Origin of the sequence: Halopenitus sp. H-Gu1 (genome assembly GCF_041821145.1) — an archaeon.
Taxonomy (GTDB): Archaea; Halobacteriota; Halobacteria; order Halobacteriales; family Haloferacaceae; genus Halopenitus.
Map to the genome: position 1 here is coordinate 19513 of NZ_JBGUBC010000010.1, position 22897 is coordinate 42409.

At 60.5% G+C, this 22897-nt stretch carries 17 protein-coding genes and 1 tRNA gene; 10 read left to right on the forward strand and 8 right to left on the reverse strand.

All coding sequences use genetic code 11. From position 1 onward, the window contains the following. Positions 1 to 22: 22 nt before the first annotated feature. From ACERIT_RS09065 to ACERIT_RS09075, 3 genes are all read right to left on the reverse strand, one after another. Entirely contained in the window at positions 23 to 457 is a 435-nt protein-coding gene (locus ACERIT_RS09065; RefSeq protein ID WP_373674529.1) for a hypothetical protein, read from the reverse strand. 135 nt (positions 458 to 592) lie between these two features. Then, positions 593 to 1051 (reverse strand): hypothetical protein, encoded by a 459-nt coding sequence (locus tag ACERIT_RS09070; protein ID WP_373674530.1) that lies wholly within the window; start codon positions 1049 to 1051, stop codon positions 593 to 595. A gap of 126 nt (positions 1052 to 1177) precedes the next feature. Continuing rightward, positions 1178 to 1354 (reverse strand): hypothetical protein, encoded by a 177-nt coding sequence (locus ACERIT_RS09075; protein WP_373674531.1) that lies wholly within the window; start codon positions 1352 to 1354, stop codon positions 1178 to 1180. Between the two features lie 115 nt (positions 1355 to 1469). On the opposite strand from ACERIT_RS09075, the gene ACERIT_RS09080 reads away from it, so the two are divergent. The 8 genes from ACERIT_RS09080 (at position 1470) to ACERIT_RS09115 (ending at position 12697) form a co-directional block, all read left to right on the forward strand. Next, positions 1470 to 5546 (forward strand): DNA polymerase domain-containing protein, encoded by a 4077-nt coding sequence (locus ACERIT_RS09080; protein WP_373674532.1) that lies wholly within the window; start codon positions 1470 to 1472, stop codon positions 5544 to 5546. A 135-nt stretch (positions 5547 to 5681) separates the two neighbouring features. Next, positions 5682 to 6599 (forward strand): ABC transporter ATP-binding protein, encoded by a 918-nt coding sequence (locus ACERIT_RS09085; protein ID WP_373674533.1) that lies wholly within the window; start codon positions 5682 to 5684, stop codon positions 6597 to 6599. Positions 6600 to 6651: 52 nt separating this feature from the next. After that, on the forward strand, positions 6652 to 8076 hold the full coding sequence (gene sufB / locus ACERIT_RS09090; protein WP_373674534.1) for a Fe-S cluster assembly protein SufB: 1425 nt from the start codon (positions 6652 to 6654) through the stop codon (positions 8074 to 8076). Then, positions 8076 to 9284, forward strand: coding sequence for a Fe-S cluster assembly protein SufD (gene sufD / locus ACERIT_RS09095; protein ID WP_373674535.1), 1209 nt, complete (start codon positions 8076 to 8078; stop codon positions 9282 to 9284). Before sufB ends, sufD begins: the two co-directional genes overlap by 1 nt. 139 nt (positions 9285 to 9423) lie before the next feature. Next, positions 9424 to 9909 carry a ferritin-like domain-containing protein gene (locus ACERIT_RS09100; RefSeq protein WP_373674536.1) on the forward strand — a complete coding sequence of 162 codons (486 nt, stop codon included), beginning with the start codon at positions 9424 to 9426 and terminating at the stop codon, positions 9907 to 9909. A 46-nt stretch (positions 9910 to 9955) separates the two neighbouring features. After that, positions 9956 to 10387, forward strand: a complete 432-nt coding sequence (locus ACERIT_RS09105) for a metal-dependent transcriptional regulator (RefSeq protein ID WP_373674537.1) — start codon at positions 9956 to 9958, stop codon at positions 10385 to 10387. A 99-nt stretch (positions 10388 to 10486) separates the two neighbouring features. Then, positions 10487 to 10590, forward strand: a tRNA-Gln gene (locus ACERIT_RS09110). A gap of 376 nt (positions 10591 to 10966) precedes the next feature. Continuing rightward, positions 10967 to 12697, forward strand: a complete 1731-nt coding sequence (locus ACERIT_RS09115) for a BCCT family transporter (RefSeq protein WP_373674538.1) — start codon at positions 10967 to 10969, stop codon at positions 12695 to 12697. An 83-nt stretch (positions 12698 to 12780) separates the two neighbouring features. On the opposite strand, the gene ACERIT_RS09120 is transcribed toward ACERIT_RS09115, so the two are convergent. The 3 genes from ACERIT_RS09120 to ACERIT_RS09130 form a co-directional block, all read right to left on the reverse strand. Next, positions 12781 to 15855, reverse strand: a complete 3075-nt coding sequence (locus ACERIT_RS09120; protein ID WP_373674539.1) for a PAS domain S-box protein — start codon at positions 15853 to 15855, stop codon at positions 12781 to 12783. A 171-nt stretch (positions 15856 to 16026) separates the two neighbouring features. Continuing rightward, complete coding sequence (locus ACERIT_RS09125; RefSeq protein ID WP_373674540.1) at positions 16027 to 17286, reverse strand: RNA-guided endonuclease InsQ/TnpB family protein; 1260 nt, start codon at positions 17284 to 17286, stop codon at positions 16027 to 16029. Between the two features lie 4 nt (positions 17287 to 17290). Continuing rightward, on the reverse strand, positions 17291 to 17440 hold the full coding sequence (locus ACERIT_RS09130) for a DUF2080 family transposase-associated protein (protein ID WP_373674541.1): 150 nt from the start codon (positions 17438 to 17440) through the stop codon (positions 17291 to 17293). 167 nt (positions 17441 to 17607) lie between these two features. Here ACERIT_RS09130 and ACERIT_RS09135 point away from each other — a divergent pair, with 167 nt between their 5' ends. After that, on the forward strand, positions 17608 to 18027 hold the full coding sequence (locus ACERIT_RS09135) for a VOC family protein (protein WP_373674542.1): 420 nt from the start codon (positions 17608 to 17610) through the stop codon (positions 18025 to 18027). A 79-nt stretch (positions 18028 to 18106) separates the two neighbouring features. On the opposite strand, the gene acs is transcribed toward ACERIT_RS09135, so the two are convergent. Together acs and ACERIT_RS09145 are read right to left on the reverse strand one after the other, a co-directional pair. Beyond that, on the reverse strand, positions 18107 to 20107 hold the full coding sequence (gene acs, locus ACERIT_RS09140) for an acetate--CoA ligase (protein WP_373674543.1): 2001 nt from the start codon (positions 20105 to 20107) through the stop codon (positions 18107 to 18109). A 94-nt stretch (positions 20108 to 20201) separates the two neighbouring features. Continuing rightward, the gene (locus tag ACERIT_RS09145) at positions 20202 to 20849 is read right to left on the reverse strand and encodes an FAD-dependent oxidoreductase (RefSeq protein ID WP_373674544.1); all 648 of its coding nucleotides are present in this window, start codon (positions 20847 to 20849) and stop codon (positions 20202 to 20204) included. 301 nt (positions 20850 to 21150) lie between these two features. Between ACERIT_RS09145 and ACERIT_RS09150 the strand changes: the two genes are divergently transcribed. Then, the gene (locus ACERIT_RS09150; protein ID WP_373674545.1) at positions 21151 to 22896 is read left to right on the forward strand and encodes a 2-oxoacid:acceptor oxidoreductase subunit alpha; all 1746 of its coding nucleotides are present in this window, start codon (positions 21151 to 21153) and stop codon (positions 22894 to 22896) included. Position 22897 lies beyond the last annotated feature (1 nt).

Below are 22897 nucleotides of genomic sequence, written 5' to 3' on the forward strand. Positions count from 1 at the left end.
CGGTGTGACCGTTCCAGTTCGATCAGCGTGGCTCGCTCTCGCGAAGTTGCGCGACGGCACGCTCACAGGACTCCGTAGCGTCGTATCCTCGTTGCCCGCCGACATCGGCCTCCACGAGTAGTCCGGCGGCACGGAGTTCCGTGAGGAGTCCGTGGAGATCCGATTCACAGTAGTCGTCGGCGTCGAGTAGCTCGACGACCGGGATCGGGCCGCGATCGACGAACTCCACGAGCAGTCCTATTCCGCGGTCGTCGTGAACGGCCGTCACCAGCCGGCGGACGTCGGGATCGACCGCCGTTGCGGCGGTCTCCAGCGCCGACTGACCATCAACGATCTCGAGATCCGCCGTTGGGAGGTATCGTTCCGTTCCGGTACGAGGATCGCGAACGCGACTCGAATCGCTCGACCGTTTCACGAGGAGATAATGGCGTCCGGATCCGTCACGAACGGTCTTCATCGGCTGGATCGAGGAGGCGTATTCCGATGAGCGTTGTGGTCGAAGTGAACGTGGTAGCCGTGCGGGCCGTTGTGGTCATGCTGGCCGTCGTGGTCGTGCGGATCGTTCTGCCTCTTCCGGTCCCCATCCTGCTACTCAGACGTCAGTACCGATCGAATCCACGTCGTCGATCTGTTCGTCCCGCTCGGCGTCGCGTTCGCGGCGATACCGTTGCCAGGATCGATAGTGTTGAAGCGTCCGAACCGCGGCCAGGAGTCCGAGGACGGAGATTCCCATCCCGAGTTGGGTTTGCCCGCGAAAGTACCAAAGCATGGCCCCGAGGCTTACGCCCAACAGCGCGGCGTTCGAGAGGAACACGCAGACGACGAACGTTCGATGCGTGCGTGCATCGAGGTCGGTGCCGTCGCCGAATCCATTCGCATCGGATCCGGGTCCGGACGCGTCCTCGTCTGCGCTTGCGAATCGATCCGCGGGATTCGTGACCTCCGGCGGATCGGGAGCCAACTCCGCCTCTGCGGGGCTCGGTTCGTCAAAGGCGAACTCGCCGCTCCCCCGATCGGCAGGGTCCTGGTCACCGTCCTCGAAGGGAGTCACGACTCACGGTTGGAGCGACCGCGAAAAAGGGATTCCGGTGTGACATGGGAGGCACCGAGTGGAAAGCGACGGATCAGGTGGATCGGCGAATCAGGAGCGTCGTCGGCAGGATTCGAGGACCGGCAATTAGGCAGCATCACGGAGCCGGACCGACCGGCTCGCCTCGACCCACGCGAGTGGATTGTCCGCATCGAAGAGGACGACGTTGTCCCCGTCCTCGTAGGCTTCGACGTCGATCGCGGCTGCTCGGGCGTTCCGAGCGTCCGAACGATGCGTTCCGTCCGCATGGGAATCAGACGTCATGGACTGTGCTATGTCGTACCATGATATATGCCTTTCCGTCGGGACGATATCCGCCGGCCCGTATCGAGCCTCCCGAATGGTCGCTCTTTTTACCGGGGTAAGCCAAAGGGGATCCATGACGCAGACGGGGCTCTCCAAGTTCTCCGACGAACCCGATTCCGCGGCTGATCCCACATCGGACGGTCGCTCCACTGACGTCGTCCGGGAGGAGGCACGCGTCGTCGCCGGAGGCAGCGGCGGGCACGTACACGACGTGATCGACCTCGACGAGACGCGATTTCCCGACTCGGAGGGAACGATCGAACTGGCCGTAACACAGGTGGATTACGCGGTCGAAGGACGGGGAACTGACGAGTACCCCGTCATTCACGTGTTCGGACGCCGACCGAATCCGGGCGGCGAGGACGTCCTCGAGCACATTCGGGTCCTCGGCGTCGAGCCGTACTTTTACGTCCCGACGGCCGATCTCGATCGCGATCCGGAGGAGGAATACGATGTCGTGATCGGAACCCGCGAGACGGATGCCAACGGGACGGTCTACGAGAGCATCCGCGGGGAGCCGCTCACGCGGATCGTCACTCGAACGCCGCGGGACGTGGGGAACATTCGCGACGATTTCGAGACGACCTTCGAGGCCGACATTCTCTTTCCAAACCGATTTCTGATCGATAACGGCATCGCCGGTGGGATCCGCGTCGAGGAGCGCCGACTGGACGACGGTCGACTACAAGTCCAAGAGAACCACCTCGAACCGACCGACGTCGAGGCCGACATTCGGGTGAACACCTTCGACATCGAGGTCGACGACCGACGCGGATTCCCGGAGGATGGCGAGGAGCCCATCGTCTGTCTGACGAGCCACGACTCCTATGACGACGAGTACGTCGTCTGGCTCTACGAGGCACCGGATGGTGACGCTTCGCCACCTTCCGAACTCTCCGGGTACCGTCCGATCGGTGCCGGCGAGGACGACTCGGAGATGGATGACGAGTCGACGGCGGACGCCGAGGATGGGCTCGACGTACGCGTCGAGACGTTCGAGACGGAGGAGGCAATGTTGGAGGCGTTCATCGAGTACATCCGCGACACGGATCCGGACATCACCTGTGGCTGGAACTTCGAGGACTTCGATGCGCCCTACCTCCTCGATCGGATCGAGCGACTCGACTCCCGAACCGACCACGATCTCTCCGTCGATCGTCTCTCCCGGATCGGCGAAGTGTGGCGGTCGGGATGGGGGGGTCCCGACATCAAGGGTCGAATCGTCTTCGACCTGCTGTACGCCTACAAGCGCACGCAGTTCACGGAACTGGAGTCCTATCGGCTCGACGCCGTCGGCGAGACCGAACTCGACGTCGGCAAGGAACGGTACGCCGGCGACATCGGCGATCTGTGGGAGACGGATCCCGAACGCCTCCTGGAGTACAATCTTCGTGACGTCGAATTGTGCGTGGAGATCGACCGGAAACAGAACCTGATCGACTTCTGGAACGAGGTGAAAAAGTTCGTCGGGTGCAAACTGGAGGACGCACCCACGCCCGGGGACGCGGTCGACGTTTACGTCCTCCAGAAGGCACACGGCAAGTTCGCGCTCCCGACGAAGGGCCAACAGGAGTCGGAGGAGTTCGAGGGGGGTGCCGTCTTCGATCCGATCTCCGGCGTCAAGGAGATGGTGACCGTCCTCGACTTGAAGAGCCTCTATCCCATGTGCATGGTGACGATCAATGCGGGACCGGAGACGAAAGTCGATCCTGACGAGTACGGCGGGGAGACGTATCTGGCGCCCAACGGGACCCACTTCCAAAAGAAACCGGACGGCATCATGCGCGAGATGGTCGACGAACTGCTCACGGAACGCGAGCGGAAAAAGGAGTTCCGCGACGATCACGATCCGGGGACCCAGCCGTACGAACAGTACGATCGACAGCAGGCAGCTGTCAAGGTTATTATGAATTGCTTCACGCCGGACACGGACGTTCTCACTCCGGATGGCATCCGGTCGATCACGGACCTTGAGGTCGGCGACGACGTCTACTCCCTCGATCCGGATACGATGCGAATGGAGGTCAAGCCGGTCACGGAGACACATGCGTACCCGGAGTACCGTGGTGAACTCGTGAACATGAAGACCTCGAAGATCGACTTCAGCGTGACGCCAAACCACCGGATGCTCGTTCGCAAGAACGAGACGAACGGGATCACGGAGGAGGATTATCGGTTCGTCGAGGCCGGCGATCTGGATCGTGCCACGAACTACGAACTCCCGCACGGATGGGACGGACCGGACGGGGATCCGATCGAGGAGGTCGATCTCACGGAACTCGCCGACGGGGAGTACGAGGTGTGGGTTCGACCGGACGTCCACGGACACACGTTCACCGCCGAACTCGGCTGGACGCCACGACGCGTTCCGAAGGCAGACATCGGACAACCCGGCTACGTATTCACCGCCGAGGAGTTTGAGCAGCACCGCGAGTACATCGAATCGGTCTGTGAAACGAGTTTCATCCACCGCGAATCGGGGCGAAAGTGGATCCCGCGAACCTACGACGGCGACGACTTCCTCGCATTGTTGGCGTGGTACCTCACGGAGGGGAGCGTCTACACGTCGAGCGAAAAGCGGTTCGGCGACCGATCACGTGGTTCTGCGACCTCGATCAAGATCACACAGAATGCGACGGACGACGAGTCACGGGACGCCGTGGCCGACGGCGGTGACCTCGATTCCCACGCCACGATCGGTAGCCTACTCGACGATCTCGGGTTTGATTACTCCGTCGACGAGCGGAGTTGCCAGTTCACCTCAAAACTGTTCGGCAGCTACCTGGAGGAGGCCTGTGGTGCGGGGAGCTTCGAAAAGCGGATCCCGGAGCTCGTCTTCGAGGCGAGCGCGCAGCAGAAACGGCAGTTCCTCGAGACACTGATCGACGACGACGGGGATCGACAACCGGATTCGTGGCATTATACGACCTCGTGTGAGCAACTTCGGGACGACGTCCTCAGACTCTGTACCCACCTCGGTGTGACGGCGAACTACAACCGGGACAGCGGGTCGTGGCGGATCTATGCGACCGAGGACCGAAAGAACACGCTCCGAATGCATCGGAGCGGATCGACGAGCCATGCTGATGCGGGCGTCTACTGTGTCACCGTCGCGGACAATCACACGCTCCTTGCGGGGCGAAATGGGACGTTCCAGTTCGTCGGCCAATCGTTGTACGGCGTGACGGGGTGGGATCGATTCCGTCTCTACGACAAGGAAGGCGCCGCCGCGGTGACGGCGACTGGGCGTGAGGTGATATCCTTCACCGAGGAGGCGGCCGGTGAAATAGGAAAGGATGTGACATATGGAGACACCGATTCTGTCATGTTAGAACTCGGACAGAATACGGAGATCGAGTCCGCCATCGATCAGTCCTTTGCGATCGAGGACCACATCAACGGCCGATACGACGATTTCGCACGCGAGGAGTTGAACGCCGAGACCCATCGGTTCCAAATCGAATTCGAGAAGCTCTATCGCCGCTTCTTCCAGGCTGGCCGCAAGAAGCGGTACGCTGGTCATATCGTCTGGAAGGAAGGGAAAGACGTCGACGATATCGACATCACCGGCTTCGAGTACAAACGGTCCGACATCGCGCCGATCACGAAGGAGGTCCAAAAGCGTGTCATCGAGACGATCGTCACCGGGGACGACATCGAGGCCGATATCGCGGAAATAAAGACGTATCTCTCCGGGATGATCGACGACTTCCTCTCCGGCGAGGTGGATCTCGACGAGATCGGTATTCCGGGCGGGATCGGCAAGCGACTCGATGCCTACGAGACCGATACGGCTCAGGTTCGGGGAGCGAAGTACGCAAATCTCCTGTTAGGGACCAACTTCGATCGCGGATCCAAGCCCAAGCGACTCTATCTCGAGAAGGTTCACCCCGACTTCTGGCAGCGCATGGAGGACGAACGCGGACTCGATCCGCACACCGATCCGCTCTACGGGGAGTTCAAACGCGATCCCGACGTGATCTGTTATGAGTACGCCGACGAGATCCCCGAGGAGTTCGAGATCGACTGGGAGAAGATGCTCGAAAAGACGCTGAAGGGGCCGATATCGCGGGTGATCGAGGCGCTCGAGATGAGTTGGGACGAGATCAAGACCGGTCAGCAACAAAGCGGACTGGGCCAGTTCATGTAATTAGGCGAACACCCTGATCAATTAATTTTCAATTTCAAAAAGAAATTTTTCCATTACGTGTCGTTTGTGCGGGTGGATCCGTAACCATTAACCGCGATAGCGACCACTAATCGTATACGAGGCACGACATAACTCATGGCAATTCTTGAGATCAATAACCTCCACGCTGAAGTGGCAGAAGAGGGCGGAGAACACATCCTCCGTGGCGTCGATCTGGAAGTCGCTTCCGGGGAGATCCACGCGCTGATGGGGCCGAACGGGTCCGGCAAATCGACGACTGCGAAGGTCATCGCCGGACACCCGGCCTACGAGGTGACCGACGGTGAAATCGTCCTCCAACTCGAAGAGGAGGACGTCGCCGACGTCGACGCCGACCTGGAAGAGGAGGACTACCGCTGGAACCTCCTCGAGTTGGAGCCGAACGAACGCGCCGCACTCGGCATCTTCCTCGGGTTCCAGTACCCCGCCGAGATCGAGGGCGTCACGATGACGAGCTTCCTCCGACAGGCACTCAACGCGAAACGTGAGGAGCGCGAGGAACTCTTCGAAGACGAGGACGACGAAGCGGACGCCGACGAGGACGAATCGGGCTACGACAGCTCACCAATGGAAGGCCCCACCGACGAGGGCGAGATCGGCGTCGCCGAGTTCCAACAGCTACTCAAAGGGAAGATGGACCTGCTCGACATGGACGAGAAGTTCATGCAGCGATACCTCAACGCGGGTTTCTCCGGCGGGGAGAAAAAGCAAAACGAGGTGCTCCAAGCCGCGCTGTTGGAGCCCGCGATCGCGGTCCTCGACGAGATCGACTCGGGACTGGACATCGATCGACTCCAGGACGTCTCCGAGGGCATCAACGCGCTCCGAGACGAACAGGGAACCGGCATCCTCCAGATTACCCACTACCAGCGAATCCTCGAGTACGTCGAACCGGATCACGTCCACGTGATGCTCGACGGACAGATCGCCAAAAGCGGCGGTCCCGAACTCGCCAACGAACTCGAGGACGAGGGGTACGACTGGGTTCGAGAGGAAGTCTACGAGGCCGCGTAACGTCTCGTGATTACGCATACACATATAGGTTCGGAGACGTAACCAACATACAATGAGTTCAGAAGACCTACAAGACACTGACACCGAAGCCCGCTTCGAGTTCAAGAAGGAACAGAAGTCGGCCTTCCAGGCGGAAAAGGGTCTCAACGAGGAGACCATCCGTCTCATCTCGGAGGACAAAGACGAGCCCGAATGGATGCTCAAGCGGCGACTTCGTGCGCTCGAGCAGTTCCAGAAGATGCCGATGCCGACCGACTGGCCCGGCCAGCCCGATCTCTCTGAGGTCGACGTCGACGAGATCGTCCCGTACATCCGTCCGGACGTGGACGTCCGAGCGGGCGTCGACGATTGGACCGAGCTCCCCGACGAGATCAAGGACACGTTCGATAAACTCGGCATTCCGGAAGCAGAAAAGAACGCGCTGTCGGGCGTTGGCGCACAGTACGAATCCGAGGTCGTCTACCAGAATATGCGCGAGAAGTGGGAGGACAAAGGCGTCATATTCTGTAACATGGACGAAGCCGTCCAGGAACACGAGGACCTCGTTCGTGAATACTTCATGACGAAGTGTGTCCCTCCGTCGGACAACAAGTTCGCCGCGCTCCACGGCGCGATCTGGTCTGGCGGCTCGTTCGTCTACGTTCCCGAGAACACGACCGTCGACATGCCTGTGCAGGCGTACTTCCGGATGAACTCCGAGGGAATGGGCCAGTTCGAACACACGCTCATCATCGCCGAGGAGAACTCCGAAGTTCACTACATCGAGGGCTGTTCGGCTCCCAAATACTCCGCGTTCAACCTCCACTCCGGCGGCGTCGAGGTGTTCGTCGGCGAGGACGCTCACGTCCAGTATTCGACCGTCCAGAACTGGTCGAAGAACACGTACAACCTCAACACGAAGCGAGCCATCGTCGAAGAGAACGGCCGCATGGAGTGGATCTCGGGCTCGATGGGCTCGAAGGCCACCATGCTGTACCCGTCGACGATCCTTAAGGGTCGCGGCGCCTCCGACAACCACATCACCATCGCCTTCGCTGGCGAGGGACAGGACATCGACACCGGCGCGAAGGTCTACCATAACGCGCCGAACACCAAATCCACGATCGAGTCGAAGTCGATCGCCAAGGACGGCGGCCGCACGAACTACCGTGGCCTCGTCCACATCGCCGACGGTGCCGAGAACTCCTCGACTGCCGTCGAATGTGACGCGCTGATGTTCGACAACGAGTCCACGTCGGACACCATGCCGTACATGGAGATCAACGAATCGAAAGTCGACGTCGCTCACGAGGCGACCGTCGGGAAGATCGGCGACGAGGACATCTTCTACCTCCAGTCGCGCGGTCTCGACGACGACGATGCCAAACAGATGATCGTCTCGGGCTTCATCGAGCCGATCACGGAGGAGTTGCCCATCGAGTACGCCGTCGAGTTGAACCGACTGGTCGAACTCGAGATGGAGGGGTCGCTCGGATAATGAGTGCGCAACTACCCGCCTCCCTTTCGGAGGACACGGTCCGACGTATCGCCGAGGAACGCGATGAGCCAGACTGGCTCCTTGAGACACGTCTCAACGCGCTCAATGCGCTCGATGACCTCGATCTTCCGGACGTCATCCAGACCCCCGGACGTCGCTGGACGAACCTGGATGCCCTCGACTTCGAGTCCCTGGTCGACCCGCTCGACCAGGCCGACGTCACCGAACGCGCCGGCGACGAAGGAGCCGTCGTGCTCCCGTTCACCGAGGCATTCGAGGAGTACGGCGACGTCATCGAGGCGAACTTCGGCTCCGTACTCGATCCACAGGAGAATTACTTTACGGCCCTCTCGGTCGCGCTCTTTACCACGGGGACGTTCGTCTACGTGCCCGAGGGCGTCGACGCCGAGGACGTCACGGTTCGCGCGGAGATGAACTCCCGGTCCCTGTTCAGTCAGACGCTCGTGGTCACCGAGGAGTCCTCCTCGGTCACGATCCTCGAGGGGATCGAGTCCGGCGAGGCCGTCGACGGCGACCGCTACTTCAGCAATCTGGTGGAGATCGCTGCCGGGGAGAACTCCTACGTCCAGTATGGCTCCCTGCAGAACCTCGACGAGGACACCTACACGTACACGCTCAAGCGCGGCGACACTGACGACTACTCGACGATCAACTGGATCGAAGGGAATCTCGGCTCCAAGCTCACTCGCTCGGACGTCGAGACCGAACTGAACGGCGACGGGTCGGAAACGCAGATCGTCGGGGCCTTCTTCGGCCACGAGGACCAGCACTTCGACCTCAACGCCCGTGTCTGGCACAAAGCCGAACACACGACGGCCGATCTCGTCACGCGCGGCGTCCTCGACGACGTCGCCCGCTCCGTCTACGAGGGTGTTCAAGACGTCGGCGGCGACGCCTGGAACACATCCAGTTACCAGCGTGAGAACACGCTGATGCTGTCGGACGAGGCCGAGGCCGACGCGTCACCGAAGCTCATCATCAAGAACCACGACACGGAAGCGTCCCACTCCGCCACCGTTGGGCAGGTCGACGCCGAGGAGCTGTTCTACATGAAGAGCCGCTCGATCGACCCGACTACCGCTCGAAACATGCTCGTCGAGGGCTTCTTCGTGCCGGTCCTCGAGGAGATCCGCGTCGATGAGTTCCGGACCGACCTCGAGGAACTCGTCGAAGCGCGTCTGGAGTAGTCGCCGTCGCGGCTCGCGACCGCCCGATTTTTTCGTTGTTCTTTCACCTGCAGGAGAACGCATCCCGAGGGGAACTCCTTAAGTCGCTCACCCCCTGAGAACGGGGTATGCGACCGGTATCGCCGATCGGAGGTGTTCGATGAGCGTGGGAAGTCGGATCACCTCCGACGACCAACTCGCACGCCTCCTACAGATCGGTATCGTCCTGGAGGAGGTCGTCGAGGCGCGCGCGTATCACCATTATCGAAGCCTCGACGACGAACTCGACGCGGAGATCGAAGACCTTCTCGAGCACGCGGCCGAGGAGTCGGCCGAGCACCGCGAGCGGCTGGAGACGCTCATCGAGGGGCTTGACGTCGAGAGCGTTCCATTCGAGGAGATCGAGGGACTCGTGGAGGCTCGATACGGCCGGACGCAACCGGAGGACTTCGATGGCGTGTTGTACGACGCGCTGTGTAACGAGGAGACGGCCTACAAGTTTTATGACGACCTCATCGAGGCGATCGAGGCGTCCGAGACGACGTTCGCGATCGATCGCGAGGAGCTGTTGGAAACGCTCTCGACGATCCGAAAGGAGGAGGCGGAGGGTGTCGAGGACGTGACCGCGATCATGGAGGAGCGATGAGACGAGCTGACGAGCAAGCGATGGCCACGATCGGGGAGGATCAGCCGTGAACACTGCAGACCAGTATCTCAAGACGATTTACCTGATCCAACGACAGGAGGACGGACCGGCCTCGACGGGAGCGATCGCCGACGCGCTGGACGTGAGTCCCGCAAGCGCAAACGAGATGATCGGCAAACTCGAGTCGCGGGGGTTCGCCGATCACGAGAAGTACAAGGGGGTACAACTCTCCGAGGACGGGATCGTGCGCGCGAGAGACGCGTTACAGACCTACTGTATCATCGAGCGGTTTCTCGCGAACGTCCTTGCCGTCGAGGAGTTCCGCGCGGAGGCACGCGAACTGGAGGCCGTGATCGACGACACCGTCGCCGATCGGCTCGATACGATCATCGACCGGAAATCGGAGTGTCCCGACTGTTTCGACCCGGAGGCGGACGCCTGTAGCTGTCTGGAGGTCGCTTTCGAGGGCGCCGACTGACGCTTGCGGCGACGTCCCGATCGGAGGTGCTACCGGCACAGCAGAATTCCGACCGAAACGAAATACTCACAAGGGACAGGGGCCTCCCTACGAACGAGCAGTCCCGTGGTGTAGTGGCCAATCATATGGGCCTTTGGACGTCGAGCGTGGATTCGTTCGGCGGAAGACAGCCCATGACGGCGGTTCGAATCCGCCCGGGACTACTACTAACCCTTCCAGAGTCCCGGATACTGATGGTGTTGGTCTGGTCGACACGGCGAATATCCATGAGTACGCGAGTGAATTAGACCGTCTCACTTTTCAATCCTAATCCGAACAGTGCCGAGAGTTCACCCGTGGATTTATCATCTCGATACGCAAAAGGAAGGTCACAGGAAGTACCAACGAAATGGAATGTGCACTCAACCATCGAGTAGGGGTCGACGGCGATCCGACCGGTAGTCGCGGCCAGTGTTCCTGAGGGCTTCCCTGGTCCACTGGCGAAGCAGAGACCGGCACTCCAGCGGTCAGTCGGCCATACATCACGCGGACGGGCCGCGTGAACTGGGAGCGATCGAGGATCTATGCAGGAACTAACGTGTGACTGATCCAACCGAGAATACGTCCAAGAGGGACGAGTTGACGGTTCGAGAACAGTTATTCCACGCGGATCTCGACAGGGATCCCGGAGAGACCAACGTTCAACGGTTCGGCATTGACGTCCACCCGGTCGTATTCCCGCTCTCGGTACTCGCACTCGCGGTATTCGTTGTACTCACAATTGGACTGGGAGAGCAGGCCGCAACGGCGTATCAGACGGTGTTCGACTACGTCAACAGAAACTTCGGCTGGCTCTACGTGCTGGCGGTCAACGTTTTCATCATCGCACTGGTCGCCTTTGGGTTCAGCCGGTACGGGAACATCAGACTCGGCGGGCCCGATGCGGACCCAGAGTTTTCTCGGCTCAGTTGGCTCGCAATGCTGTTCACTGCCGGCATGGGGGTTGGCCTCCTGTTTTTCGGCGTTGCTGAACCGATATCCCATCTCCTCTCCGGTGGCGGCTCGTTTTTCGACGTCCCACCGGAAACACCCGCTGCTGGCCGAGCAGCGACGGCGATCACGATGTTTCACTGGGGGTTTCACCCGTGGGCGATCTACGGGGTGGTCGGCCTTGGGCTTGCCTTCTTCGCCTTCAACCGCGGGCTCCCGCTCAGCTTTCGGTCCATTTTCTATCCGCTGCTTGGCGGCCGGATCTACGGCTTGCCGGGCCACGTGGTCGATCTCGCTGCGGTCATCGCGACGATCTTCGGGCTGGCGACAGCTGCGGGACTCGCCGCACTCCAGATCAACGCCGGACTCGACTTCGTGGCCACGACCTACTTCGCCGCCACCATTCCCACCACGATCTGGAGTACGGTCATCATTATCGCGGTGATCATCGCTGTCACCACGCTGTCGGTTCTGGCTGGCCTCGAGAACGGCATCAGGCGGCTGTCACAGGTGAACGTGGTACTGATGGTGGCGTTGCTCCTGTTCGTGGTCGGTGGCGGGCCGACGGTGTACCTGCTCGATGTTTTCGACAGTGGGCTCGGGGCGTATCTGGGGAACTTTCTTGCACTGAGTTTCCATGCGGAAGCATTCGCCGGGTCGGACGCCGACTGGCAACACGGTTGGACGATCTTCTTTTGGGGCTTCTGGATCGTCTGGGCACCGTTCGTCGGCATGTTCATCGCCCGTATCTCGAAGGGGCGAACGATCCGTGAGTTCGTGGGTGGTGTACTGGTCGTGCCAGCGCTGTTCTCGTTAGTCTGGATGGCTGTGTTCAACGGAGCTGCGATTTTCGTCGAACTGAACGTTCTCAGTGGTGGGGTCGTCGGGCCACTCCAGGACCACGGACGGGCCGTCGCGCTGTTCGAGATGCTGTCGTTTTATCCATTCACGTTTGCGACGAGCCTCATCGCTACCGTGAACCTGGTGACCTTCGCAGTAACGTCGATCGATTCGGGATCGCTGGTCACGAGCTATCTGACCGCCGGCGGGAAACAGGAGACGGCGGCACGCCAACGAGTCATGTGGCCGATTCTTATCGGCGGAACCGCGGCTGTGTTGCTGGTGGGGAATGGCCTGAAAGCACTCCAGACCGCGGTTATCGCAACCGGGCTCCCCTTCGTGGTACTCATTCTGGTCATGGTCTACACGATCTATCTGGGGCTTCGTCGCGAGATCGAAATTCACCGATCGGCGGCGTATCGAGAAGCCGTCAAACAGCACACAGACTCGGATCCGGTCGATCCTACTCGCCCGCCTCTGTCCACCCGACGAGACGATTGACCTGTCCAACGCACGGAAATGTGTCTTCGAAGGTACCAGGCGGTGATCAACGGGGAAGCGTCCGTCCACAACTCAGTCTCGCTCTATTTTCGTAACTCGACGATGAAGACCGCTCCCTCGCGCTCGTCATCGGGGTTCGCTTGACGGGCTGTGGTGGGTTGCTCCGTTCGGTCGTCGGTCTCGGATCGGCTGTCTGGGCGACTTGTGTAGGCCGCTCTATCCTCGACCCGGATGTCGCCACCATAGCTCTCGACGAGCGTTTTCACCAGATACAGCCCGATCCCAGTGCCCTGGCTGTCGAGTCCTTTCTCACCCTTGCCAAAGATGGCGTCTTTCTGGTTGTCGGGGACCCCAGGACCGTTATCCGCGACCCGGACGACGACGGTGTCCTCACGTTCTGTCGCCGAAACAGCCACCTTCGGGACCTCCCTATCATTGTGCTGGATGGCGTTTTTGAGCAAGTTTCGAAAGACGGAACCCAGCATGTTGTTGGCCTGCACCGACACCGGTGGGATCGTCGTTTCCTCGGTGAGTTCGACTTCGGGATATGCCGACTCCACTTCCTGGATTTCGCTTTCGAGCATGGTGCGGAGGCCGACCTGCTGTAGCTCCTCTTCTGCCGAGAGCATCACGTCGGCCATCTCCCGTGCCGATGTCGTGAGTTCGACTACGTGATCGGCGTTCTCGAGGATAGTCTCGATGTACTCCTGTAACTCCTCGTCGTCACATTCGGCTTCGAATAACTCGGTATAGGCCGTTATCAACTGGATGTCGTTGCGAATGTCGTGGCGCAATACTTGATTGAGGATCTCGAGGTTGTCGCGTTGTTCCTCTAACTGCCGTTCGTACTCCTTGCGTTCGGTGATGTCCCGAACCAGTGCATGTAATGCCGGTTCCCCCTGGTGCTCGAAACGGCTGAGTTTCACTTCGGCCGGGAATTCGGTTCCGTCGATGCGTTGATGGGTCCACTCGAAGAACGCCTCGCCCTCCTCGAAGGCCGTTTCGACGTGATCCAGTGCCGCTGTTTCCGAATCCGCACCGTCCGGCTGGGTCGACGGTGAGAGGTCCCACGGGGTGTAATTAACGAACTCGTCGACGGACTCGATACCGAACAGTTCAAGTGTCCGCTCGTTGCAGTCGAAGAACCCGTCCCAATCGAGCAACATGAGCGCGTCGCGGGTGTCCTCGAAGAGATTGCGGTACTTCTCCTCGCGCTCCTCGAGTTCGCGTTCGTTCTCCTTTCGGGCGGTGATATCTCTGGCGAGCAGCACTACCTCATCATGCTCCTCGTCTGGTATGGGCGCAATCCGTCCCTCGAACCACGTCTGTTCGCTCTCCAAAGCGAGTGAATACTCCACCGTCTGGACTGCTCCGGTGTCAAGTGACTCCTCGATACCCTCGACGATGGTCTGTGTAACGTCGGGGGGCAACACGTCGGGGGCTTTCGAGCCGATGAGTTCCGACGCGTCATCAACGAGGAGGTCCTCCTGTCTAGTGAGTACCTCTCGATATCGCCCCTGCCTATCGTAGACAACAGTCACGTCGGGGATTGCGTTCGTAATTGCCCGGATCCGGTTTCGCTCGGCAGCGAGCTTCTGTTTTTGAGCTTTGCGCTCGGTGATGTCCCGCACCAGCGCGTGGATAACGGGATCGCCATCGTACTCGAACCGACTGAGCTTCACCTCCGCCGGGAACGTCGTCCCGTCGACGCGCTGGTGGGTCCACTCGAAGAACGCCTCGCCCTCTTCGAAGGCCTCGTCGATCCGTTCGAGTGCCGCGTCCTTCGATTCTCGTCCGTCGGGCTGTGTCGGGGGAGAGAACTCCCAGGGGGAGTACTCGACGAACTCTTCGACCGGCTCGATACCGAACAGTTCGAGTGCCTGCTCGTTGCAATCGACGTAGCCGTCCCGGTCCATAAGCATGAGCGCGTCGCGGGTATCCTCAAACAGGTTGCGGTACTTCTCCTCGCGCTCCTCGAGTTCACGTTCGCGTCGTTTTCGTTCCGTGATATCGACGAGATACCCGAGCAGATGGTTACTCTTGCTGTCTTCCTGAAGGTCTTTGGTGTACTCCATCACCCACCGAACGTCGCCATTCGCGGTGATTACCCGATAGGGATCCGGACTGAACAGGTCGGTTTCTTCGTCGTTGTACTCGGCCATTTCCTGTTTGACTCGGTCGAGATCCTCGTCGTGAACGAGGTCGGCGTAGACGAACTCGTTCGACTGGAGTTCATCGGACGTATACCCGAACACGTCCTCGACGTTCTCCGAGACGTACGTGATGGGCCAGCGCTCCGCGTCCTCCCACTTGAAAACGACTGCAGGCCCTTCCCTGAACATGTCTCTTTCGGCTTCGAGCGCCAGTTCAGCCCGTTTTCGGTCGTCGATATCCTGATGGATGCCCACTGACCGGGTCGGCTCTCCGGTTTCGTCTCGATCTACGACCTTCCCCATGGTTCGCACCCACTTCCAGTCGCCCGACTTCGTCTCCAAGCGGTACTCACACTGGTAATACGGCGTTCTCTTTTCGATATGTTCGGCCAGTGCTTCGTCGTGTCGTGTCTTCCCCTCTGGATGGACGACCTGCTCCCAGTCGTCAAGATTATCTCCCATCTCGGATTGCGTATAGCCCAGCATTTCGGTGAGCAACTCATCACGCGCCACCTCGTCGGTCTCCATGTCCCAGTCCCAAATCCCGAGGTTCGCACCCTCGAGGGCCATCTTCATGCGCTCTTTCGTGGTTCGCAGTTCCTTTTCCCGTTCCTTGCGTTCGGTGACGTCACGACCGTTCACGATGATGCCGTCGATCTCGTCGTCGAGGCGACTGCGCATGGTGGCCTCGAGCCAGCACCACGTTCCGTCAGCCCGAAGACATCGGAATTCGACGGTTTCGGGGTCCTCCGGGGCCGCTCGAACCGTCTCGATCGCATCGAAAAGCGTGTCACTGTCCTCGGGGTGTACGTATTCGCACGCGTCGTCGCCGGTCAGGTCGGTGGGATCGTAGCCGAGGAGACGCTTCACAGCAGGGCTCACGTACGTCATCGTTCCGTCGGGGTCAATGACTACGGTGACGTCGTTTGCCTCCTCGACGAGCTTCCGGTACCATTCACCCGGTCGCTCGTTCCCTGCCGTCTCTGTCTCACTCGGGCCCGACATTAGTGGTAGGTCGTCCCGATTGACGTGTTTTGGGTACTTGAATTGTTCGCGGCGTCGGTGGCGGTTCTCATACTGCGATACCCCAGAAGGCCATTGAGAACTACTCATGAGTAGCAGGAGGTATCCTCACGGATACGCGACCTCATCGCGAGCGTAGTGAACTACTCCACCCTACTCGCTCACGGCTGACGCCGTTCGCTCCTTGAGGGTGGGGCTTCCTGTTTCAACGACGCACTTTGCATCCACGACAGTGGACGGCCCACCAGTCACGGACGTAGGGAGTGCAGTCTCCGCAGGCGTCACTTCGGCGTATCCCACGCCTAACTCTGAAAGACCGCGTTGCAGCACGTTGTACGCGGCATTCTCGTCGCGGTCGGTCTCGAACCCGCACGTCGGACAGGAATGCTCACGCACCCACAACCCCTTCTCAACCTCGACACCACACTCGGCACACTCCTGGGTTGTGCCCTCGGGTTCGACTTTCACGAAGTGCGTGCCCTCGCGGTCGCACTTGTATTCGAGAAAGTCGATGAATGTCCGCCACGACGCCGACGCTCGGTTCCGACTGTTCGACGGGAGTTGCATCATCCCGTGAACGTCGAGGTCTTCCACGGCCACGAGGTCGTACTCCCGAGCGTAGTACGCCGACAGCTTGTGCAAGAAGTCACGCCGTTTCCGTACAATACGAGCGTGGATACGGGCCACGCGACGGCGTTGGTCGTGCCAGTTCTGCGAACCTTCCTGTTTGCGACTCAACGCTCGCTGCTCGCGGTCGAGTCGCCGGTACTCGGATTCGAGATCGAGACTGCCGACCATCGTGCTGTCGGTGTCGTGGGCGTACTTGATGATGCCCACGTCGATGCCGACCATATTCTCGCGGGCAACCTCGTCCAACGCGGGCTTTTTCGGTGTCGAATCTTCGGTTTCGATGCCGAAGGTGGCGTACCACTCGCCCGTTTTCTCTTGCTTGACCGTGACCTGTTTGACGCGGGCATCGTCGGGGATGTCGCGGTGGAGGTGAATCGGAATCTTACCAATCTTGGAAAGTTCGAGGATGGTCTGGCCACTCGTATTCTTGAGTTCGAAACCAGACTGGTTGTAGGTGAGGCTCCGATACTCTCGCGGTGACTTCCACGTGAGCATCCCGACCTTGTGCCCATTTTCCTTCTGTTCTTTGAGTCGGTCGAGGTTGTCGCTGACGCGGCGGGCGACCATCTGCAACACTTTCGAGTACACGTCGTTCAACTCGTCCCACCAGTCTTTCAGGTCGGGCAGTATGTTCTGCATCACGGTGTAGGACAGGTACTCGTCGGTGTTGCGGAGTTCGTACAGGTAGTGGTTGTAGAGTTGCCTACAGGTATCGGTATGCCGCTCTAACTCGTCTGTGACGGACTCGCTCGGCTTGATGCGATACCTGTAGTTGTAGTTCATTGTGTTACTCGTCTTGGTCGTCGGGGTCGCTGACGCGGATGACTTTCACGTCTGCGCCGCGCCAGTCTTTGGGAACGGTGACGTGGGCACTCCCGCCGAACTCCTTGGCTTCTCGGTCGATGATTTCCTCGCCTTCCAACTCAAACGTGCCCATACATGACTATATACCCAATATATATTTTAGTTGTTTCGGTTGAGAGTGACAATGGCATACGGCTGTATCCCCGCCCTACTGCGCTACTCGGCCTTCGGCCTGCGTTGCTCCTTGAGGACGGGGACTTAGCCTGTAAAAGTTAAATCCCGTCCGGACGGACGTCGGGTATGGCCGATCTACAGGCTCACCACTTCGGAATCATCGTCGAGGATATCGAGGAATCGCTCTCCTTCTACCGGGACACGCTCGGGTTGGAGGTGGCCGCGGAGTTCACCCTGGATGGAGACGGGATCGCGACCGCGATCGACGTCGAGGGAGTGACGGGGCGGTTCGCACACCTGGATGCGGGCGGGGCCCGCATCGAGTTGATCGAGTATGAGCCGGCCGGGGAGACGGCGAGAGCCGAGGCGGTCAATCAACTCGGAGCGAAACACGCGGGCTTCGAGGTCGACGACATCGATGCCTTCTATGCGGATCTCCCGGATTCGGCCTCGCCGATCGCGGAGCCCCAACGAAGCCAAAGCGGAGCGAGGATACTCTTCTTCGAGGATCCCGACGGGAACATCCTCGAAGTCATCAGTACCTAACTCGCCGATTCAGCAGAAAAATCGACCCCGCAACGAGCGAGTGGGTCGTCAGACCCCGAGCGAAGGAGGGTCGGGTCGTTTATTCGCCCTGAACGGCTTCTTGGATGTCCGAAACGATGTCGGGATTACGAAGCGTGCTGGTGTTGCCGAGTTCCTCGTCGTTCGCGATGTTCTCGAGGAGTCGACGCATGATCTTCCCGGAGCGCGTCTTGGGGAGTTCGGGCGTGAAGATGACCTGCTCGGGCTTCGCGATCGGTCCTATCGCGTCGTTGACGCCGGCGATGATCCGGTCGCGAAGCTCGTCGGTCTCCTCGTATCCTTCCTCGGTGATGACGTAGGCGTAAACCGCCTCGCCTTTGATCTCGTGCTCGCCACCGACGACGGCGGCCTCCGCGACGCCCTCGACGCCGACGATCGCTGATTCGATCTCCATCGTCCCGAGGCGATGTCCGGAGACGTTGATGACGTCGTCGACGCGACCGAGCACGGTGATGTAGCCGTCCTCGTCGATCTTCGCGCCGTCCTCCGGGAAATAGACCCAATCGTCGGGATCGTCGCTTTCGACGTCGGAGTACTCCGCCCAGTACTCCTCGATGTAGCGCTCGTCGTTATTGTATAGCGTACGCAACATTCCGGGCCATGGCTTTTGAATGGTGAGGTAGCCCGCGTTCCCCGGATCGACCTCCGCTCCACTGACGTCGACGATCTGGGCGTCGATCCCCGGAAGTGGCGGGCCGGCCGACCCCGGCTTCATTTCGGCGATTCCGGGCAGCGTCGTGATCATCATTCCGCCGGTTTCCGTCTGCCACCAGGTATCGACGATCGGGCAGGATTCGTCGCCGATATGCTTGTAGTACCACTTCCACGCGCGCGGATTGATCGGCTCGCCAACGGTCCCGAGTAGCCGGAGACTCGAGAGATCGTGCTCGGCCGGATACTCCTCGCCCCACTTCATGAACGCGCGGATGGCCGTCGGCGCGGTGTACAGCTGGGTCGCCTCGTACTCCTCGATGATCTCCCAGAGTCGATCGCGGTCGGGATGATCGGGCGTTCCCTCGTACATCATGGTCGTTGTACCCAGTGCGAGGGGGCCGTAGACGATATAGGAGTGGCCGGTGATCCAGCCGATGTCGGCCGAGCAGAAATAGGTGTCCTCGGGTTTGATGTCGAGGACCGCCTGTGAGGTCCAACTCGCCCACGCGAGGTAGCCGGCAGTCGTGTGTTTGACTCCCTTTGGCTGGCCGGTGGTTCCGGAGGTGTACATCAAAAACAGCATATCCTCGGCGTCCCGGGTGACAGGGTCGACCGTCGCGCCCTCGTGGTCGCTCACGAGATCGTCGTAGTCGATCTGATCGTCTCCCAGCTCGTGGCCGAAGTCGTCTCCGTTCGGGCCGAGACGGTCGACGACCACGGTGGTCGTCTCCTGATCGACGCCGGCAAGCCCCTCGTTGGCCTTCGAGAGGTGATCGAGGGGATCCCCACGGCGATAGTAGCCATCACAGGTGATGAGATACTCCGAATCCGCGGAGTTCATGCGCGTGGCGAGTGCGTCCGCGGAGAACCCGGCGAAAACGACGCTATGGGGGGCCCCGATACGCGCGCACGCGAGCATCACGATCGGCAACTCGGGGATCATGGGCATGTACATCGTGACGACGTCGTCCTCCTCGACGCCGAGGTCACGCAGGGCCGCCGCAGCCTCGTTCACCTCGCGGTGGAGTTCCGCGTAGGTGTAGGTCCGGTTCTCCTCATCGACGGGTTCGCCGACCCATTCGATGGCAGCCTCGTCGCCGCGCTCCGCGAGATGGCGATCGAGGCAGTTAGCCGACGCGTTCAGCTCGCCGCCGGTGAACCACTCATAAAACGGCGGATCGTCGTCATCGAGCACCCGGTTGTAGGGAATCTCCCACTCGAGCAGGTCCGCCGCCGCCTGCCAACAGTTCGGCCAGTTCGCCTCGAACTCCTCGTAAATATCCGAATCGGTTACGTTTGCCTGCTGTGAAAACGACGCAGGCGGGTCGAAGACGTCCTGGTCCGCGAGTCGTGCTTCCAGTTCGGCTTCCTCATCCGTACCAGACATTACGATCGATGATTAACATCGTTGGCTATAAACGTATGGTAATTCGGGCTGACGGGGGCCGGATTTCCCCGACGGGAGTCGGATCCAGCGTCGACTACCCGAAGTTCTCGATCTTGGCGGCTTGACGGTTGGCTCCCGCCGCATCGAGTGCGGCCTCCGCGTCCTCGACGAAGGCCGCGAATCCGTAGACGAACACCTGCTCGCCTTCGGTGCCGGCCAGTACGTCAGCGACGACGGGGCCGAGATCGGCGTTGGAGTCCTCCAGGAGATGAACCGTCGCTCCTCGCTCCCGGAGGGCCGTCAGGCGCGTGCGATGTGCGGGGGTCTCGTCTCGATAGACGATCGCGACCTCGTTGCCGTCCGCTAGTGCGCGTTCGCCGATACCGATCGCGGGGCCGATACCCGGTCCGCCGGCGAGAACCACGACACGAGATTCGCCCTCGTAGTGATCGTTCCCGTAGGGGCCCTCCATTTCAAGTGTATCGCCGGGAGCAAGCGAGGCAAGGTACTCGGAGAAGGGACCGCCCTCGTCGGGTTCGATCGCGATCGTCGTCTCGAAGGTCGAGTCGGCATCGGGCGAGGAGAGCGTGTAGAACCGCGAGTACTCCTCGCTGTCGACTACGCCGGTGAGCTTGAGAAACTGCCCTGGTTCGGCGTCGAATCCCTCCGGAGACTCGAACGTGATCGCGACCGTGTCCGATCCGACGTCCTCGACCGTTGTGACGGTGACGGTTGCGTCCATACGGACGGTTGATCGTTCACACACAAACCAGTTCCCGTCGCGATCGGCCCCGGGAGGACTCGAGGCGATTCGGATATCCGACTGCTCGAACTCCGGAGTTCGATGGGCGTCGAACTGACGCTCGATCACCGTTCGCGGATCGGTCGAATGGAGTGGACGATCGGAGGTGATACACGGGTATACTCGTCTGGGAAATTTTATTTCCTCCATATATCGGTGAAAAGTTGACGTTCGTTCGGAATTATCTCGGTGCGCGCTTTCAGAAGTCTTTTGATTCGTGCAGTAGAACCACCGAAACAGCATGGTTGCGGACTTCAATTGGGCCATCGGCGGAGAGGCCGGCGATGGCATCGACTCGACGGGCAAGATCTTCGCCCAGGCGCTTTCACGCTCGGGTCGGCACGTCTTCACCTCAAAGGACTTCGCGTCCCGAATCCGCGGCGGATACACCGCCTATAAGGTGCGGACGTCGGTCGACAGGGTACAAAGCGTCGTCGACCGACTCGACGTCCTGATCGCGTTAACCCCGCGGACGATCGAGGAAAACCTCCCGGAACTCCACGAGGGCTCGGTCATCATCTACGATGGCGAACGAACCACGATGCAGGACATCGAGATCCCGGAGGGGATGGTCGGACTCGACGTCCCGCTCAAACGACTCGCCGAGGAGGCCGGCGGAGCCATCATGCGGAACGTTGTGGCGCTCGGCGCCGCCTGTGAGGTCACCGACTTCCCGATCGAGAACCTCGATTCTGCACTCGAAAAGCGCTTCGGGAACAAAGGGAAGAAGCTCGTCGAGAACAACAAGGAGGCAGCCCGCGCGGGCCAATCATACGTCGCGGAGGAGTTCGACCACGAGTTCTCATACGAACTGGAGACGACCGATTCCGATTACGTCCTGTTGAACGGCGACCAGGCCATCGGCATGGGTGCGATCGCCGCCGGCTGTCGGTTCTACTCCGGCTACCCGATCACGCCCGCGACGGACGTGATGGAGTACCTCACCGGACGGATCGAACAGTACGGCGGCGAGGTCGTCCAGGCCGAAGACGAGCTCTCGGCGATCAACATGGCTCTGGGTGCCGCCCGCGGCGGAGCACGATCGATGACGGCGACCTCCGGTCCCGGCATCGACCTGATGACGGAAACGTTCGGACTCGTCGCGACTTCGGAGACGCCGCTCGTCATCTGTAACGTGATGCGTTCGGGGCCCTCCACGGGAATGCCGACGAAACAGGAACAGGGCGATCTGAACGGGATGTTGTACGGCGGCCACGGTGAGATCCCGCGATTCGTCCTCGCGCCGACGACGATCGACGAGTGCTTCTGGAAAACGGTGGAGGCGTTCAATCTCGCCGAGAAGTACCAGATCCCCGTTTACCTCACCGCCGATCTGGCGCTTGCGGTGACCGAACGGACCTTCGATCCCGAAACGTTCGACATGGATCAAGTCGACGTCGATCGTGGCTTCGTGGTCGACGAGGAATCGATCGACGCCCACCAGACCGACAAGAACCAGTTCAAACCCCACGAGATCACGGAAGACGGGATCTCGCCACGAGCGTTCCCGGGGACTGACGGCGGCGCACACATGTCGACGGGCCTCGAACACGACGAGCTCGGCCGGCGGACCGAGGACCAGGAGATGCGCGTCGAACAGGTCGACAAGCGGTCACGGAAGGTCGAGACCGCGCGCGAACGGGAGGACTGGAGCCCACGGGAGTTCGGCGATTCGGATGCCGAAACACTCGTCATCACGTGGGGATCGAACGAGGGCGCGCTGATCGAGGCGCTTGACTACCTCGAGGAGGACGGGACCGACGTTCGAGTCCTCTCCGTCCCCTACGTCTTCCCACGTCCGGATCTCACCGAGGACGTACAGGCGGCCGAGAACGTGATCGTCGTCGAGTGTAACGCGACCGGACAGTTCGCCGACCTGATCGAACACGACGTGCTCGAACGGGTCGACCGCATCAACAAATACACCGGCGTGCGATTCAATGCGGATGAACTCGCACGTGAAATAACGGAGACGCTGGAGGCATAAT

Excerpts from the sequence above, each read along its gene's own strand:
- sufD (WP_373674535.1), top strand. The coding sequence starts at position 8,076 with ATGAGTGCGCAACTACCCGCCTCCCTTTCGGAGGACACGGTCCGACGT.
- ACERIT_RS09065 (WP_373674529.1), bottom strand. The coding sequence starts at position 457 with ATGAAGACCGTTCGTGACGGATCCGGACGCCATTATCTCCTCGTGAAA.
- ACERIT_RS09130 (WP_373674541.1), bottom strand. The coding sequence starts at position 17,440 with ATGGGCACGTTTGAGTTGGAAGGCGAGGAAATCATCGACCGAGAAGCC.
- ACERIT_RS09125 (WP_373674540.1), bottom strand. The coding sequence starts at position 17,286 with ATGAACTACAACTACAGGTATCGCATCAAGCCGAGCGAGTCCGTCACA.
- acs (WP_373674543.1), bottom strand. The coding sequence starts at position 20,107 with ATGTCTGGTACGGATGAGGAAGCCGAACTGGAAGCACGACTCGCGGAC.
- ACERIT_RS09150 (WP_373674545.1), top strand. The coding sequence starts at position 21,151 with ATGGTTGCGGACTTCAATTGGGCCATCGGCGGAGAGGCCGGCGATGGC.
- ACERIT_RS09135 (WP_373674542.1), top strand. The coding sequence starts at position 17,608 with ATGGCCGATCTACAGGCTCACCACTTCGGAATCATCGTCGAGGATATC.
- ACERIT_RS09120 (WP_373674539.1), bottom strand. The coding sequence starts at position 15,855 with ATGTCGGGCCCGAGTGAGACAGAGACGGCAGGGAACGAGCGACCGGGT.
- ACERIT_RS09100 (WP_373674536.1), top strand. The coding sequence starts at position 9,424 with ATGAGCGTGGGAAGTCGGATCACCTCCGACGACCAACTCGCACGCCTC.
- sufB (WP_373674534.1), top strand. The coding sequence starts at position 6,652 with ATGAGTTCAGAAGACCTACAAGACACTGACACCGAAGCCCGCTTCGAG.
- ACERIT_RS09085 (WP_373674533.1), top strand. The coding sequence starts at position 5,682 with ATGGCAATTCTTGAGATCAATAACCTCCACGCTGAAGTGGCAGAAGAG.
- ACERIT_RS09075 (WP_373674531.1), bottom strand. The coding sequence starts at position 1,354 with ATGACGTCTGATTCCCATGCGGACGGAACGCATCGTTCGGACGCTCGG.
- ACERIT_RS09145 (WP_373674544.1), bottom strand. The coding sequence starts at position 20,849 with ATGGACGCAACCGTCACCGTCACAACGGTCGAGGACGTCGGATCGGAC.
- ACERIT_RS09080 (WP_373674532.1), top strand. The coding sequence starts at position 1,470 with ATGACGCAGACGGGGCTCTCCAAGTTCTCCGACGAACCCGATTCCGCG.